Source organism: Paenibacillus sp. JL3B1040 (assembly GCF_057063165.1).
The window spans coordinates 4,847,501-4,863,717 of the sequence record NZ_CM169317.1; the positions used below are offsets into that span (position 1 = coordinate 4,847,501).

Sequence of the window (16,217 nt, forward strand, 5' to 3'; positions counted from 1 at the left end):
CTAACCTCAAACGGATTATGACGAAAAAAAAGCGGACCCTGCGCATTGGCAGCGGTCCGCTTCGTTTTAGGGGCCAAGACTCTATTTTTCGATTTGCCGCAGCGTCTCCCAGGCTTCGTCGGAAGCAAAGCCGCGAGTCCAAGTCGCGATGCCGGCCAGCTTCAACGACTTGGCCAATTCCACCCGGCGTCTTAACGATTCCGTATCCTCCAGCCAGATTCGGTGCCGTCCCTCTTTATCTTCATATTCCACATAGTTCTGTCCCGTCTCTTCGGTAAAGCGCGGCTTCAGCTTTTTCTCCGCGATGATTTGCTGAGCTTTGTCCATCCCGATCGCTTTGGAGCTGACCTCCGTTTTGCCGTCCTTTTCGGTCTCCGTCCAAATGCGAGTATAGAGCGGGATACCCAGGATCAGTTTGCTCGGCGGAACTCCGTCCTCCTCCAGAATTCGGGTGACCGACGAGCGCACCCATGGCAGCGAAGCGACGGAGCCGGACACCGGGCTGGCCGCCCAATGCTCATCGTAGGCCATCAGAACGAGGTAATCCACCACTTCTCCCAAGGCCCTGCGGTCCAAAAAAGCCGACCACATCTCGCTGTTCGATTTCGGGGTCACGTCGATCGAAACGATCAATCCCTGCTCCTCGGCCAACGGGCGAAGCTCGCGCATGAACTGGGTCAGATTGTCCCCGTCTTTGGTATAGACATTTTCATAATCAATATTGATGCCGTCCAAATCGTATATTTTCGCATAATGAAGCATTTGCAATATGGTCGTCAGGCGATTCTCGAAACTGGACAACGCCTTCGAGGTCAAGTCGGGCTCAAAGCTGTTGCTGAACAATCCCCAAACCTGCATCCCTTGTCCATGCGCCCATTTGACGTAGGCCCTGTCCGCCTTGCTCTGCACGTTTCCGCTCCCATCCACCAAGGAAAACCAGGTGGGGCTGACGACGTTTACGCCCGGCAGCTTGCCGATGGAGGACGGTTTGGGAGCCACCTGGTACACGGCTTCCCAGGTCATGTTTACCGTTTTGGACTGCCATTTCCGTTTGGCTTCAGACAACTCCAGTTTCATTTCAGGGACGAAACGCTTCTCGCCGGTGATCACGTGCTTCTGCCGAACGTATCCGGTATACCCGTTGTCCAGTTGGACATAATACCATTCATTATCCGGAGACTGCAATATCCGCAGCTCCGTCTCCGCCTTCATATCGGCCAGGATGGGCTGATGAATGCTGGGGCCGGTTCGAAGCGGAACGGTGTCGTTCTTGTCGGAACCCGACTTCACCGCAGCCGGCATAATACTCTCTCCCGCCCGGTACAGCAGCACGGCACCGGAGGAAGCATCCTCGCGAACCTCGGCCCCGTACAATTCCTGGAGCAGATGGGCCGGTAAATAGAGAACGCCGTTTTTTTCCTCGGGAGCAAACCGCAGTTCGGTCGGCTTATTGTTAATTTGGGCAATCTTCTCATCCGCCTTAAGCAATACCAATTTCCGAGGCGTCGTCAAAATAACCGATTTGGTGTCTTCCTCATAACGGATCGTCGGTTCGATAACTTGTTGAATGACCGGAAGCGGGAGCTTCAGACTGTCCCCCGATCCGATCCCGGTGCCGTCCAGCAACTGCCCCCCGGAAAAAATCGGCTTTTCCACCTGGCCCAGCCACTCGGGGTCGACATGCTCGCGGTTCGGCAGCCATACCGATTGAGCCCAATAAAGTCCCGTTATAATAAGGATCAGTCCGAAAAACCATTTTGTTCTCCTTCTGCCGGTCCGTTTTCTTCGATACGTATCTCTTCTGCTTTTCAAAGACAACCCTCCGTATAAGAATCTCCGTCTATTAATAATAACTTATGAAGCGTACCGAAAGTTACCGTAAAAAAATAAAACGTGAAGAACTCCCGAAGGAATTCCGCACGTTATCCGATTCTGAGCAGGTGACAACGATTAGTGTTCAATGCGGCACTCGCTGCAAATCCCATGCAGTTCCAGCCGGTGTCCATGAATCTTAAAGCCGGTAGCCTCTTCCGCTTTACGCTCCACATCGTCCAAGGAAGGATACATGAAGTCCTCAATTTTGCCGCATTTCTCGCAAATCACATGATAATGATTGGACACATCCGCATCAAAACGGCTCGAATTGTCCCCGTATGTCAACTCCCGGACCATGCCGGCTTCAATCAGCATTTTCAAATTATTGTATACCGTAGCAACGCTCATGTTCGGGAAGCGTGGCTCCAGGGACCGGTAAATCTCGTCTGCGGTCGGATGGCTCATCGATTCCATCAGATAGGTAAGTATGGCGTGACGCTGCGGCGTAATGCGGACACCATTGTTCTTCAGTTGGTCCAGGGCATGCTGTACGCGCGTTGTCATCTCGTCCACCGCCTTCTATATGCTCATTCCTAATTAATAGTTATGTTAAAAAAGTTCGCAAGATTATTGTACGTTTTGGTCAAAACTTTTGTCAACGCAAGATCAACGGCATGACGCCCGAGCTATCGCCGATTTTTCGGGTGTTCAGCTTTTATTCACATATAGATCGCTGTTGCCGTCAATCTTGAGCTTGTAATCCCCGCTTCCGATCGTGCCATGAATTTCCTTCTGGTCAACCGCAAAAGGCAGCTCAGTGTAAATATCGCCATACCCGCTGGAACCCTCCAGCTCGTAATTGCCGTCCTCCGGAAGCTCCAGCCTAAGTTCGCCGACCGCGCTGTATACCTCCCAATCGCCGCCGATCTGGCGGGAGGTAATAAAAATCCTGCCGTTCAGCGATTCCGCCTGCAGCTCCAGCGGCACGCCGTCCACACGGATATTTCCGTTTTTCGTGCGGGCCTGAATGCCGTCCCGGGCTTCGGTTAGCGTAATATCGCCTACTAAGGTGGACAAGGAGGCCTTGCCGGTAATCCCCCGTCCCTTGATGTTGCCGCCCTGCGTGTCGACTTGGGCCTCGCCGAAGATCCGGAACAGCTCCACATCCCCGTTCAGCGTCTTGGCGGAAACGTCTCCGATCACATCCCATAACCGCAAATCCCCGTTCCCGGTTTGCAGCTTCGCCTGCTTCATCGCTTGAACGCCGGTCAAGGTAATCCCGCCGCTTGACGTCGTGATGTCCAGATCCAGAAACCGGTTCACGGGCACGATCACGGTCAAATTCACGCGCGGATGGCGGCGGCCGGTCTCGCCGTAGGTTTTGTCCTTAACGGATAAGCCCAGCGTTTTGCCTTCATCGGCTTCAACGGAGGTTACGGCCGCGATTTTACGGGCATCCTCCGTCCCCAACTGGTCGATCCAGACCGTATAGCGGACGATCACATGATCGACTTCGGCTTTACGCACCTCAATATCCCCGTTTATCCCGTCAACGACGATCCGTTCGGTATCCAGATCGATCGGGATGTCCAATGGAGGTTTTTCAACGCGGTAGCCTTCCTCTGCACTATACTCCGCCCCCGCTGCCGTCAAATCCAGGCTGACCCGGTTCCATAAGTGCATGTACTGATCCTGCTGCGTAATCGCGAACACGGAGAAGGCCATAAACATGGACAGCAGCAGCCCGCTCACGTCCACATGCGGCCGGCGTCCGGCTTGCGTTTTTTTCATAGAATTCCATGTCAATATCAAAATATGCTCGATTCCCCACAAAACGAACACCAACGGCCACCATTTGAGGAACAGCCGCATATCGTCCCGTCCCGTCATCGCATCGCGCAGGAGAACCACCGCAACCGCCAGCAGCAATGCGGCGGCAGTAAAGCGTCCCGACCGCGAGAACGCGCGTTTCGATTCGCGCAAGACCAGCAGGAGCGCCGCCAACGCCAGCGCAAACGAGACCAGGTAGGCCCCGGCGTATTGCACCAACAACTGCAGCCAAACCGGCTTCATCCGGAACATAAACAAGACGGCACCGCCGCCGATCAGCAGCGCACCGGCACCGATGCCCTGCTTTAAGTTCCTGCCGGACGGCGTATCCGCCATAGGAGTCGGGCTGGCTTCAAGTTCCTTTTTCAGACGGGCATTATGCGCATCGGTGGATTGCAGAACGTCATAGATACTGAAGAAATACGCCGCAGGAATCAACAACCCCAGCCAAATCAGCAGCGGCACGTTGATGGCCATGCGGACCGACGAGAAATAAATCAGCGCCGAAGCATCGATCAATACGAAATACATAAAGCCGAGGCCTCGTAAATAAAGGCGTAAATATAGATGGCCCAAACCCGGAAGCAGGGCGGAAAGCAGGCAGGCCACCAGCTTGCGCTTGCGCCGCCGGGGCCGATATCCTTTGGTCCGCGCCTGTGTCGGGGTGTCTAATGGCAGCATATCCGGCGTCATCTCTCCACCCCTTTCGATCATTCAGCTTAAACTCCGCGGATATCCCGTTTTCTTAATCATAACCGAAATAAACTCCGGCTGTAACGTGGAATGAACTGGACCTGCCGGACTAAACCGGAGCCTGATGAAAAAACACGCCCTCAAACCCGGAGACGCGGTTCGAAAAGCGTGCTTGATCACCTTTACAGGTCCAGTCGAAAAATCGTCAGTTCAACGCCTGCGGCGGAGTTCGCCCGTTTCACCGGCTGAAAGCCGAACTTGCGGTATAAGGCTACCGCGGGGGCGTTCCCCGTACTTGCCGTTACGGTGAACCTTTGTTTGTCGGGGTGGACGGCAAGGACATATTGCAGCAGCTTGGCTCCGATCCCTTGGCGCAATTGGCCCGGGTGGACCATCAACCGGGTGATCTCGAGGGTTCCAGGCAGCTCTTCGCGAACCGCGATCGCACCCAGCAGCTCACCGTCCTCCGACAGCTCACCGAAAAACACGTCGCCGCTTGTGCGAAGGGAGTCAAAGGTATCCGGCAACGGCGGCGTTTCCGTCAAACCGACGGCCTTGGCCTCCAGCCGGTAAGCCGAATGCTGCAAGCTCCACAACTGCTCTACGATATCCGTGTCCTTCAGCTCTAATTGCCGGATCATCGGCTGCCCCCCTTGGATCGGCCTGCGGCCTGCCATCTGTACGTCCACCGCACCGAGTGCAGCGGACGCTTGTTGCCCCCTTAGGGCTTAGCCTTTCAGCACTTCCACCAGCAGCTTGTTGACCACTCCCGGGTTGGCTTTCCCTTTGCTTTGCTTCATGACCTGGCCGACGAGGAAGCCGATGGCTTTCTCCTTGCCCGCTTTGTAATCCTCGACCGAAGCCGGGTTGTTCGCCACGACCTCTTGGACGATCGCCAAAATGGCCCCTTCGTCGCTGATTTGCACTAGTCCCTGCTCCTCAACGATCTGCTGCGGCAGCTTGCCGCTCTGCAGCATTTCCTTAAACACCGTTTTGGCGATCTTGGAGCTGATCGTACCTTTCTCCAGCAGGCCGATCATTTCGCCGAGACCTTGCCCGGTCAGCTTCACGTCGGACAATTCCAGCGAATTGCTGTTCAGGTAACCCAGCAGATCGCCCATAATCCAGTTCGCCACCGCTTTGGCGTCCTTCGTATACGCAAGGCTGCTCTCGAACAGGTCCGCCAGCGCTTTGGACGACGTAATGACGCCGGCATCGTACTCCGGCAAGCCATATTCCGAAGCATAACGGGCCTTCCGGGCATCCGGCAGCTCCGGAATCGACGCGCGGATCCGGTCCTTCCACGCCTGATCGATATGCAACGTAACCAGATCGGGATCCGGGAAGTAACGATAATCATGCGCTTCTTCCTTGCCGCGCATCGAGAACGTTTTGCCCTGGGTCTCGTCCCAACGGCGGGTCTCCTGCACGACCTCTCCGCCCTCGTCCAAAATCTCGGCCTGACGCAGCTGCTCATACTCCAATCCGCGAACCACGCCGCGGAACGAGTTCATGTTCTTGAGCTCGGCGCGCGTGCCGAACTCCTTCTGGCCCTGCGGCCGCAAGCTGATGTTGGCGTCGCAGCGCATCGAGCCTTCCTCCATTTTCACGTCGGAAACCTCGCAATACAGCATGATCGCCCGCAGCTTCTCCAGATACGCCCGCGCTTCCTCCGGCGAGGAAATGTCCGGCTCGGACACGATTTCCACGAGCGGCGTACCGACGCGGTTAAAGTCCACCAGCGACGCGTACCCGCCGTCCACGTGCGTCAGCTTGCCGGCGTCTTCCTCCAGGTGCAGACGGGTAATTCCGATCCGTTTCGTCTTCCCGTCCACTTCGATATCGATGTATCCGTTCAAGCCGATCGGCTGATCGTATTGGGAAATCTGATACGCTTTGGGCGAATCGGGGTAAAAATAGTTCTTCCGGTCGAACTTGCTGACATCGCCGATTTCGCAATTCAGCGCCATCGCCGCTTTCATCGCGTAGTCGACGGCCTGGCGGTTCAGCACCGGCAATACGCCGGGGTGCCCCAGGCAAACCGGGCAGGTATGCGTGTTGGGCGGGGCGCCGAATTCGGTGGAGCAGCCGCAGAAAATTTTCGTTTTCGTATGCAGCTCCACGTGCACCTCCAACCCGATCACCGTTTCATATTTGGATGTTGACATGGCCTATCCTCCTGCAAAACATTGATATGGAACCTACAAGGCGGGACGTTGTTTGTGATGATCCGTATTCGCTTCAAAGGCATGAGCCACGCGCAAAACCGTGCTTTCGTCGAACGGCTTGCCGATGATTTGCAGCCCGACCGGCAAGCCTTCGGCAAATCCGCACGGCACGCTGACGGCGGGTACCCCGGCCAAGCTCACCGGTATCGTCAAAATATCGTTTAAATACATCGTCAGCGGATCGTCAACCTGCGAGCCTAACGGGAACGCCGTGGTTGGAGCCGTCGGTCCGAGAATCACGTCGAATTTGGCAAAGGTCTGATCGAAATCCTGTTTGATCAGCGTTCTGACCTTTTGGGCCTTCAAATAGTAGGCGTCGTAATAACCCGAGCTGAGCGCATACGTCCCCAGCATGATCCGGCGTTTCACTTCCGGGCCGAATCCCTGGCTGCGCGAGTCGTAGTACAGGTCCAGCAGGCTGCCGGCATGGTCGGCGCGGACGCCGTAACGAACGCCGTCGAAACGCGACAGGTTGGACGAAGCCTCCGAGGACGCCAGCAAATAGTAAGCGGCCACCGCGTATTCCGTATGCGGCAGCGACACTTCTTCCCATACGGCCCCTAAGCCTTCAAGCACGCGCAAAGCATCCATGATGGAAGCCTTGACCTGCGGGTCAACGCCGTCCAGATATTCCTTCGGCACGGCGATGCGCAGTCCGGCAATGTCGCCGGTGAGGGCGCTCAAATAGTCCGGTACGTCCACATTGGCCGAGGTGGAATCCTTCGGATCGTGGCCGGCGATCGCCTGAAGAACGTAGGCAGCGTCCTCGACGTTTTTGGTGATCGGCCCGATCTGGTCCAGCGAAGACGCAAACGCCACAAGGCCGTAACGCGATACCCGACCGTAGGTGGGCTTAAGACCCACCACGCCGCAATACGACGCGGGCTGGCGAATCGAACCGCCGGTATCGGAACCAAGCGTAAAGAACGCTTCGCCCGCGGCCACCGCCGCGGCCGAACCCCCGCTGGAACCGCCCGGTACGCGGCTTAAATCCCACGGATTGCGCACCGGATGGAAGCTGGAATTCTCGTTGGAGCCGCCCATGGCGAACTCGTCCATATTCAGCTTGCCGATCGTGACCGCTTCCGCTTCCTTCAGCTTCGTGACCACCGTAGCGTCATAAATCGGATCATAGTTTTTCAAAAATTGGCTGCCGCACGTCGTGAGCAATCCTTCGGTCACCATATTGTCCTTCACGCCTACGGGAAGCCCGAACAGCAACCCGCGAGCTTCGCCCTGCGCCAGCTTGTCGTCCAAACGGGACGCCTCCGCACGGGCCCCCTCTTCATTCAACGTCAAATAGGCGCCGATCTTTCCGTCGAACTCCCGGATTTGGGCGAAGGCTTCGCCGACCAAATCGGAAACGGACAGCTCCTTGTTGTGAAGCCGATTATGTATCTCCTGCAAACGCAAATCAAAAAGCGCCAATCTAAGCTTCCTCCTTTGTGTACCCCAGTTATTTCAATAGCGATCGATGGTCTTCGTGACGTAAGCCTATTCCAGTACGGCCGGGACCTTAAATTGCCCGTCTTCTTCGTCCGGCGCATTGCGGAATACCTTTTCCGGCGGCAGGCTGTCCTTCACCTCGTCCTCCCGCATCACGTTGCTTAAATGAAGCACGTGCGTCGTCGGCGCGATCTCGTCCGTATTCAATTCATTTAACTTCTCGGCGTATTGTAAAATCGCGTTTAATTGTTCCGTGAACCGATCCCGCTCTTCGTCGGTCAGGTGCAGGCGGGCCAGCTTCGCCACGTGTTCAACGTCTTTCGTCTGGATACTCATGTTACGGATGCCTCCTTTAGTGATGCGTTCCCGCACTATTCGTACATTCTACCATGCTTGTACAATTGAATAAAATTATATTGTAGATTCCGGTTCAATTCAATCCGTTAAAGCGAGACGGCGAAGATGGGGGCTATGCGGAACAAGTCGGCAAAAACAAAAACAGGCCCGCTGGCAACCGTCAAATTTCGTACAACAGGCGGCATGTATCCGGCCCCAATTTGCCGATTATTCGTAATTCGCTATTTATTTGCTTGCTGCGCTCCCCTCTTTTGTACGCTAAATCGTACAAAATCCAGAGACAACAACTTCAAGGACCTCTCCATGTTCTAAATTTTGTCGTAGCCCTCCCCTTTAACGAATAAAAGCCACTCTTCCGAGTGGCTTTATATCCTATATCCATGCCCGCAGGTTCACTTGCTTAATGAACTCCGCTTGGGACATTACTTCCTTTGTTGGTTCCTGCTGCCCGTCTGCCTCGCTGTCTTCACCGTTCATGATGTGCTTGAACAGCTTCTCGTTATGCGTAGCCAGCGCGTAATCGATTAACGCTTCCTGGGTCGCGCGTTCCGCTTCTTGCTCGATCAGCCGACTTTCGGATTCTATATCGCTCTGCGGAACGAAGTAATTCCGCCCCGTCTTCGGAGACCGGATGACATAGTCAAAAGCATTGTCCGGATTGCGGTCGTAAGCAATAACGTAGCCATATTCCCCAACAGGAAGATTCTGCTCAAAAGCATCGCCGACGATAACAATTTTCTCTCCCAAATGAAGCATCGTCTACCTCCCTGAGTAAGTTGATTGCTTAAATTCCTCATAAAACTTGTATTGCTTTATATCATCCTACTAAAAGTGACGGAGATTGGTCAAGTTCTTCGCCAGAATCCCGGATATGAATAGCGTATGCATTTCGGCGACGAGAGGTCCATCCCTGATCCATCAGCGGGACAAAACAAAAAAAGAACGCAAACCGGGACAATTCCGCAGCTTGCGTGCTTCGCAAAGTTTACAATGTTTTAATAAGTATATCCTATCAAAGGGTTGTACTTTTGTCCACTAGTTTTGTACTTTTTCGTCGATTTTTTTGAATGGCATCAGCCGGATCCACCTCCGTCACTAAGAGACGTACGGATTGTTCGCCCGTTCGAAGCCGATGGTCGTCCAGGGCCCGTGGCCGGGGTACACCTTGACCTCATCCTTCATCCGGTACAGCTTCCCGCGAATCGAATTGTACAGGTCCGCTTCACGGCCGCCCGGCAAGTCCGTCCGCCCGACGCCGAGGCGGAACAACACGTCTCCGGAGAAAAGCTCGTCCCCGCACAGAAAGCTGACACTGCCCGGGGAATGCCCCGGCGTATGATATACGGTGAACTCGTGTCCGATAAATCGAAGCTTCTGCCCTTCGGCCAGATCGAATTCCGCCGGAGCCGTTGCGACGGGCGGTCCCACCTCCGGCCACATCAGCGAGCCGTTCAGCTTTGGCGTCGTCAGCCATTCGCTTTCCAGCGGATGGACATAAACCGGACAGTTCTTCGCTTTGCGGATCTGGTCCACACCTCCGATATGGTCAAAATGGGCATGGGTGAGCAAAATGGCTTCAATCTCCAAGTCTTCAATTTTGCGAAGCAGCGGCCCCGGGTTCGTACCGGGATCGATAATGATCGCCCGGCCCTCGTCTTCTCCCCGCAGCAAATACGCGTTGGTTTGCAGGTGGCCTAAGGTGAAACTTTCGATTTTCAACATATCTATCGCTCGGAATAAGCTCGCACCGTTTGATGGCAGAAATCCAGCTTATTCCGCCTCCTTCCTCATAGGTTCTTTGACGGGCTCCAGCCCGTCCGTTTGTTCGGAAGCATGGAGCCCTGCGGCTTAGGCGTCGCCCTTCTTCCGGTTTCCGAAGGTTTTGACGATCAAATACACGATCAACAGCGCCAAGGCCCCTAACAAAATCGGCAGGATATAAGGTCCAGCCTTCTCGTCGACATGCTGCCACTGCTCACCCAGCAGCATCCCCAAATAAACAAACAGCACCGACCACGGAATCACCGCCAAGGTCGTGAGCAGCAGGAACCTGCTTACCGGCATTTTGGCCATCCCGGCGGGAATGGAAATCGCATGCCTCGCCACCGGAATAAACCGGGCGGTGAAAATCACCCCGGACCCGTATTTCAGAAACCAAGCTTCGGATACGTCGATATGCTTCTTCTGAATCAAAATGTACTTCCCGTATTTCTCCAAAATCGGCCTGCCGCCGTAACGCCCGATCCAATAGATGAACAGTTGGGCGATCACACCGCCGACCGTGCCGAAAAAAACGGCTCCGATAAAATGGATATTCCCCTGATGTACAAGGTAACCGCCGTAAGCCAGCACGATTTCGCTGGGGATAATCTCGATCATCAATCCCAGCATAATGCCGACATAGCCCAATTGCTGCACCCAATCCAATAATACGCTCACTAAATTCGATATCCAATCCACAGCTTCGTCCTCTTTCCCACTAGCTTTTCGTCCGAAAGACAGCAAACTCTCTCTCTAATCTCAGTCTATTCTATCATAGCCGGGGACATGCGTTCTACTTCGCTCTTCCGTCTCGGTGACTCCGGGAAATCCGCCCGCATATGCTGGATCAAAAGGAGGCGACTTCAAACCATGACAAACTTCCCGGCGAAACATCGGACTTCCCTCCCGACCCCGCGCAAGATCCGCCGCAGTTGCAGCATAGAGCTGTACCGGACGGTCAAGCGGCTCGGCGTTTACATTCCGGAGGAACGGATCAAGCAAGGCGAAGCCTTGTATTACAAGAAGGTGATCGGCAACCTGCTGTGGATCGGCGAAAATATCAGCAACCGCAAGCTGCTGGCGGATTGGTGGGACGAGGCTGTCAGCGCCGAGCTTGCCGAATTGTGGGAGATCGATCGCGAAGTGTTGTCCTCGGCCTTCCGCGCGGCGTTTGGGGGCTAGGCGGCAAGGGGGGACGTGACTGGCGGAAATGCCGTTCCGCGAGCCTGGCATGGAGAAAGGGGACAATACCTACTTCAGGGCGTCCCCCGTTGTTAATGGGTGAGACCGCTGCTGTAGTTTGCGGCCCAGCTCCCTGGCTTCCGCCGTCAACCGGAACGCCCGATCGTTGCGCGGCGCAGGGACTTCGGCAACGACTTCGGCAAGACGCGAGTAGTCCGCGTATAAGACGGCCCCCGCCGATGCGACGGCATCGGCTTGCTGCGGATGCCCGCTTGTCCGCAAGCCTTGCGCCAACTGCCATAGCTCGCGCAAGGCCGCCGTTTGCTTGACCCGGTCGAACCGGTCCAGCTCCACGCTTCGCCGCAGCGCTTCCGCGGCGGCGGGGTCTCCCGCCCGGGCCAGCGCCCGGCCCAGGGCCCACCACAGCTCGGCGCGCTCCGGCTCGTAACGCAGGCCGGTCCGCAGAAGCGCGGCGGCCTGCTGCGGCGCGGAGCGTTCCGCCAGCTCTACCCGTACCGATATGCGGTACGGGGAAAGAGCCAGCGAGCGCCGAAGCAGTTCCGTCGCCTCCCGGTTCGCCTGGGGCGGCCGGTCTAGAGCTTGGCGGTGGAGCCGCTGGCTTTCGGCTTCGCGGAAGCCGGAAACGCTAAGCACGAGCAGCGCGGCGGCGGTTAGGCCGCATAGGATCGGGCGCAGCGAGGTTAGCGTGATCAGTGGGCGCAGACGGGGCACGAGGCGCTGCTCAAGCCGGACAAGCCGGGGGAGGAGCAAAGCGGCGCGGGTTTGCGGCGTCCCGATTGGCGAGGCGGGGCCGCGCCAAAGGCCTAGACGGCTGTTGCGGGCCTCGGCGATCCCGAGAGCCGCAGCCCACAGCAGCAGCAGCCAGACGAGACCGTAGCTAAGGTCAAAGTCGATGGCGCTATGCAGCAGCAGCGCGATATAAGGCGGAAGCAGCGCGCTGCGGGCCCGCAGCAGGGGGATGGTCAGCACCCCCAGCCACAGAAGTGCGAAGGCGAGGCCAAGCAAGCCCAGATCGAGCGCCAGGTCCAGGTATCCGCTGTGCACCTCGCCGCCGACGTAAGGCCGGCTTTGGACGCTGCGGAACGCGTGGCGCCAGACATCTCCGCCTTGGCCGAGCCATGGCGACCGCCGGAGCAGCGCGGCGGCGTCGGCGTACATCGCCGCGCGGGCGGAGGCCGTTTCCGGGCGGAAACCCCGCCCGAGGAAACCGGCGGACGCCGGCAGCGCGGCCAGCGGCGCCGCGAGCAGCAGCGCCGCTCCGCCGCAGGCGCGGGCCGCACGGCGCATACCCGCGGCGGGCGGGCGCGCTTGCGGCGCGCGGCGGCGGCGCGAGCGCGGGCGCGGCAGGGCGCCGGCGGCGAGCCCGGACGCGAGCAGCGCCGCGGCCAGCACCGCGGCGAGCGCGAGCGCGCCGGGCCCCGGCGCCGGGGCGAGCTGCGCGGCCGCGAGCCCGCGCGCCAGCACGGCGGCCGCGCAGGCGAAGACGGCGCTGTGCCGGGTGTAGCGCCGGCGCTCGGGGCCGCGCAGCAGCGCGAGGCCGGCGGCCCAGCCGGCCAGCGCGGCGATGAGCGCGCCGCGCGATTCGCTCAGCAGCAGGCCGAGGGCAAACAGCAGGGCGAGCGCTCCCGCCCGCTGGCCGCACCAGCCGCCTTCGCGCGTAAAAGCGGCCCGCTCCATCCTCGCGAGCCGCATCAGCCGCTCCAACAGGAACGCCGCCATCACCGCACCGAAGGCGTTCGGGTACTGGAGCAGCCCGCCCAGCCGGGCCCCGGTCGCCGAAACGGCCGTATCCGCGGTGCGTAATATCGCTCCCGGCAACGGCAGCACACCGTACACGGCAGCCAGCGCCGTGACGGCGAGCAGCCCGCCGATCAGCACCCAGCCGGCCTCCAGCGAGCGATGCCCGCGCCGGGAGGCGACCGCCAAAGCCCCTAACGCCGCACCAAATACGCCCAGAAACGCCCACAGCCGCATAACCTCTACCGTCGATTGAACCGACAGCGGACCGGCCGCAAGCCGCCCCCCGTACCCTGCCGCAATGGCCAAAGGACCAGCAAATAACGCCAGGGCATACCGGGTTGCCGGTCCTGTCCGCAGGGTGTCCGAACCCGATAAACGCTTAGAAATCGGCATAGCCCCTTGGCCTAACCCGAGCAGAACCGCCCCTCCTCCCGCCACCAGGGCACCGACGGCCAGCGAACCGGACACCAACCACAGTGCTCCCGGACGGTCCATCAAGAACAAGCCTTGATTCAAGCAGGCCAACACACCGATCAACCCTATGGTTCCTATTCCCACCCCCGCCAGCCAACGCCCCACAACCTCACCTCCTCTTCAACTTCTTCAACTTCTTCAACTTCTTCAACTTCTTCAACTTCCCACCTTCTTATCTTCTTATCCTCATATCTTCTTATCCTCATACCCTCTTATCTACTTATCTTCCTACCTTACTGATCTTCTTCATCTTTCTCACAGACTTTATCCTCTTCTTCATCTCCCTCCCTGACTTCCATTTTCTCTTCCTTACCCTCATCCTCTTTCTTTCCTTTGCCTATTTCCTCCGCCTTCATTGCGGCCCTTTAGGCCAGGCCGCTTTTAACTCCATTCATTGGCAAGTTGAGGCCAGGGTATTCTCCCAAGAATCCAGGTACCCATTCACCAACTGCAAAAGTGCAGTTGTTTTCCGGACATGGAAGGTATATTTCTCAGATAGATGCAAAAGTGCAGTTCATTTCCGGCGGAAAACCGCTTTTTTCCGTGATTGCGGAAAATAAACTGTATTTTTGCAGTTCATGCCTCATTTTTAGCCCCATCACGCGGATATAACTGCATTTTTGCACTTCGCAGCAAAAAACCGGTCGGGAATCCCCGACCGGCTAACCGACTTTCTACTCTACTCCTGCGCCGCCCCCGGCAACAAATCGCGGCACGCCCGCTCCAGATAAGGATCGGCGCTCAAAAAATCGCGAAACGCCGTATACTCCCGCCAGAGCTCCAAGGCGTTCGTACCGCCCGATTTCACGGCACGGATCAAAATGTTCTTTGGCGTGTGCTCCATGTCGATGAACTCGAGCAGCTGCGTTCTGTAACCCATCACATCCAGAAGCTTGGCGCGAATCGCGTCGGTTGCCAGCGCGGAGAAGCGCTCCTTCAGGATGCCGTGCCCCAGCAGCGGCTGCAGCACCTCGCTTTGCACCTGGTTGAACAGCTCATGCTGGCAGCACGGAACGGACAGGATGACGGAAGCGCCCCAGCGGACCGCCTTCTCCAATGCGGCATCCGTCGCCGTGTCGCAGGCATGGAGCGTGACGACCATGTCGACGGCATTGAGCTCGTCGTAATCGGCAATGTCGCCGACAAGAAACCGCAGGTCGTCATACCGCAGCTTGCGGGCCAACCCGCTGCAGTGCTCGATGACGTCGGCCTTCAGGTCCAGACCGACCACGTTCAGCTTTCTTTGCTGCTGCACCGCCAAATAATGATACAGCGCAAATGTCAAATACGATTTGCCGCAGCCGAAGTCGACGATCGTCAACGTCCGGCCCTCCGGCAAATGGGGCAGCACGTCCTGAACCATTTCGAGAAACCGGTTGATCTGCTTGAACTTGTCGTATTTTTTGGCAAGCACCTTGCCTTCCGCATTCATGATCCCGAGCTCCACCAAAAACGGGACCGGGATCCCTTCCTCCAGCACATACTGCTTTTTCCGGTTATGGGTCAACGTTCCCAGCGGCTTGCGGGACGGCGCTTTTTTCAGGATCGTCACTTTGAACTTCTTGCTGATCAACACCTGATAATCGGCCTCCGCCGTGCAAAGCAGCCCTTGCCGAAACTCCGCAAACCGCTTCGTCAGCTCGTCCGCCAACGCGTCGGCCGGAACGTTTTGATGCAGCACTTTATTGGGGGAATGATAAGCGAATTGATAGTGCAGACGCTTCTTGATTTCGACCGGCTTGATCTGCACCTTGCTGTATTCCGTTTCTCCCGGCTTGCGGCGGCCGCTGATCGTGGCCGTGATCAGGCTGCCTTGCTCGGCCAGTTCGCTCGCCAGTTTGTGAAGTGATTCCATTTTTGTTCAACAGCTGCCTTTCTGCATATGCGTATTTACGTCAAAATCGGGCTTCCGCCTCGGCAAGCCCCTCCTCGACTTCCTCGATCGGCAAACCGCCGGCCGCAAGCGTTTCGGGCGTGAGCGTCAGCAGCCGCCGATAAAACCGGATCGCGTCTTCTTTGGTTGCGCCGCCCTCCTTAAGCAGACGGTAAAGCGCGTTTTCCGCCAAATCGAACCGGCCTTCGCTTTCTTCCCAGCGCAGCACGAGCCATTCGGTATCCGGCGGCAGCCGGTATTCCTTCAGCAGCGCTTGCAGCTCGGAGATCGCGCCGGGCAAGTCCCATAACGAGCGCTCCGCCCCATGCAATGCGGCGGTCAAATAAAGATGAAGCGACTTCAGCCATCGCGAAGCCCCTTCGTCAGGCTCTCCGGAACCCTCGTATACGTCGCCTTCCTCTTTGAGCAGCCGGGCCAGACTTTGCAGCTTGTCCGCCTCCACCTCTCCGCCGGTCTGAAACAAGCGCACGATATCTTGGGCGGACAACGTTTCCAGCAGTTGGGAGCTTAGGCGAAACTGCCCTTTATACAGCTCATCAAGGGCCCATAACGCCTCGACCTTCTTTTTCTGCTGCTTCAGACCAAACACCTTGCCCAACACTTCGGTCATTTCCTCGATCATTCGAACGAGGTAATCCCTGCGCAGCATGGTTCTCCCCCTTTCGTGCCATCTCCCGGCATCGTTTCCCGCCGATGCATAAAAAGCCGGAAAACCGGAGTTTCAGAACGAAGCTCCGGCTCCTGGCATCGGTTCAACTCGGGTTGGAGATGCGGGT

The 16,217-nt window shown here is 57.3% G+C and carries 16 protein-coding genes; 1 reads left to right on the top strand and 15 read right to left on the bottom strand.

The genetic code is table 11. The annotated features are described in order from the left end of the window. Positions 1-81: 81 nt before the first annotated feature. The 10 genes from ACZF99_RS22280 to uptA form a co-directional block, all read right to left on the bottom strand. Positions 82-1,812 (bottom strand): glycosyl hydrolase family 18 protein, encoded by a 1,731-nt coding sequence (locus ACZF99_RS22280; protein WP_483607135.1) that lies wholly within the window; start codon positions 1,810-1,812, stop codon positions 82-84. 138 nt (positions 1,813-1,950) lie between these two features. Beyond that, positions 1,951-2,379, bottom strand: coding sequence for a peroxide-responsive transcriptional repressor PerR (gene perR / locus ACZF99_RS22285; RefSeq protein ID WP_483607136.1), 429 nt, complete (start codon positions 2,377-2,379; stop codon positions 1,951-1,953). 144 nt (positions 2,380-2,523) lie between these two features. Further along, positions 2,524-4,359 (bottom strand): DUF4097 family beta strand repeat-containing protein, encoded by a 1,836-nt coding sequence (locus ACZF99_RS22290; protein WP_483607137.1) that lies wholly within the window; start codon positions 4,357-4,359, stop codon positions 2,524-2,526. Between the two features lie 161 nt (positions 4,360-4,520). Further along, a complete protein-coding gene (locus ACZF99_RS22295; RefSeq protein WP_483607138.1) occupies positions 4,521-4,979 on the bottom strand; it encodes a GNAT family N-acetyltransferase in 459 nt (152 codons plus the stop codon). A gap of 87 nt (positions 4,980-5,066) precedes the next feature. Then, the gene (gene gatB, locus ACZF99_RS22300) at positions 5,067-6,506 is read right to left on the bottom strand and encodes an Asp-tRNA(Asn)/Glu-tRNA(Gln) amidotransferase subunit GatB (protein WP_483607139.1); all 1,440 of its coding nucleotides are present in this window, start codon (positions 6,504-6,506) and stop codon (positions 5,067-5,069) included. Between the two features lie 33 nt (positions 6,507-6,539). Continuing rightward, the gene (gatA, locus tag ACZF99_RS22305) at positions 6,540-7,994 is read right to left on the bottom strand and encodes an Asp-tRNA(Asn)/Glu-tRNA(Gln) amidotransferase subunit GatA (protein WP_483607140.1); all 1,455 of its coding nucleotides are present in this window, start codon (positions 7,992-7,994) and stop codon (positions 6,540-6,542) included. Positions 7,995-8,060: 66 nt separating this feature from the next. After that, positions 8,061-8,348, bottom strand: coding sequence for an Asp-tRNA(Asn)/Glu-tRNA(Gln) amidotransferase subunit GatC (gene gatC / locus ACZF99_RS22310; protein ID WP_483607141.1), 288 nt, complete (start codon positions 8,346-8,348; stop codon positions 8,061-8,063). Positions 8,349-8,741: 393 nt separating this feature from the next. Next, positions 8,742-9,125, bottom strand: a complete 384-nt coding sequence (locus tag ACZF99_RS22315; RefSeq protein WP_483607142.1) for an ATPase — start codon at positions 9,123-9,125, stop codon at positions 8,742-8,744. Positions 9,126-9,464: 339 nt separating this feature from the next. Beyond that, a complete protein-coding gene (locus ACZF99_RS22320; RefSeq protein WP_483607143.1) occupies positions 9,465-10,091 on the bottom strand; it encodes an MBL fold metallo-hydrolase in 627 nt (208 codons plus the stop codon). A gap of 126 nt (positions 10,092-10,217) precedes the next feature. Continuing rightward, entirely contained in the window at positions 10,218-10,829 is a 612-nt protein-coding gene (gene uptA / locus ACZF99_RS22325) for an undecaprenyl phosphate transporter UptA (RefSeq protein ID WP_483607144.1), read from the bottom strand. A gap of 171 nt (positions 10,830-11,000) precedes the next feature. Here uptA and ACZF99_RS22330 point away from each other — a divergent pair, with 171 nt between their 5' ends. Further along, on the top strand, positions 11,001-11,312 hold the full coding sequence (locus ACZF99_RS22330; RefSeq protein ID WP_483607145.1) for a dehydrogenase: 312 nt from the start codon (positions 11,001-11,003) through the stop codon (positions 11,310-11,312). A 69-nt stretch (positions 11,313-11,381) separates the two neighbouring features. Here the strand turns inward: ACZF99_RS22330 and ACZF99_RS22335 are convergent, their stop codons facing one another. The 5 genes from ACZF99_RS22335 to ACZF99_RS22355 form a co-directional block, all read right to left on the bottom strand. Then, positions 11,382-13,568 (bottom strand): O-antigen ligase family protein, encoded by a 2,187-nt coding sequence (locus ACZF99_RS22335; protein ID WP_483612900.1) that lies wholly within the window; start codon positions 13,566-13,568, stop codon positions 11,382-11,384. A gap of 53 nt (positions 13,569-13,621) precedes the next feature. Continuing rightward, positions 13,622-13,753 (bottom strand): hypothetical protein, encoded by a 132-nt coding sequence (locus ACZF99_RS22340; RefSeq protein WP_483607146.1) that lies wholly within the window; start codon positions 13,751-13,753, stop codon positions 13,622-13,624. A gap of 27 nt (positions 13,754-13,780) precedes the next feature. Next, positions 13,781-13,903, bottom strand: a complete 123-nt coding sequence (locus ACZF99_RS22345; RefSeq protein WP_483607147.1) for a hypothetical protein — start codon at positions 13,901-13,903, stop codon at positions 13,781-13,783. Positions 13,904-14,226: 323 nt separating this feature from the next. Next, positions 14,227-15,402, bottom strand: coding sequence for a class I SAM-dependent methyltransferase (locus ACZF99_RS22350; RefSeq protein WP_483607148.1), 1,176 nt, complete (start codon positions 15,400-15,402; stop codon positions 14,227-14,229). A 40-nt stretch (positions 15,403-15,442) separates the two neighbouring features. Further along, entirely contained in the window at positions 15,443-16,090 is a 648-nt protein-coding gene (locus ACZF99_RS22355; protein ID WP_483607149.1) for a DUF6483 family protein, read from the bottom strand. Between the last annotated feature and the right edge of the window lie 127 nt (positions 16,091-16,217).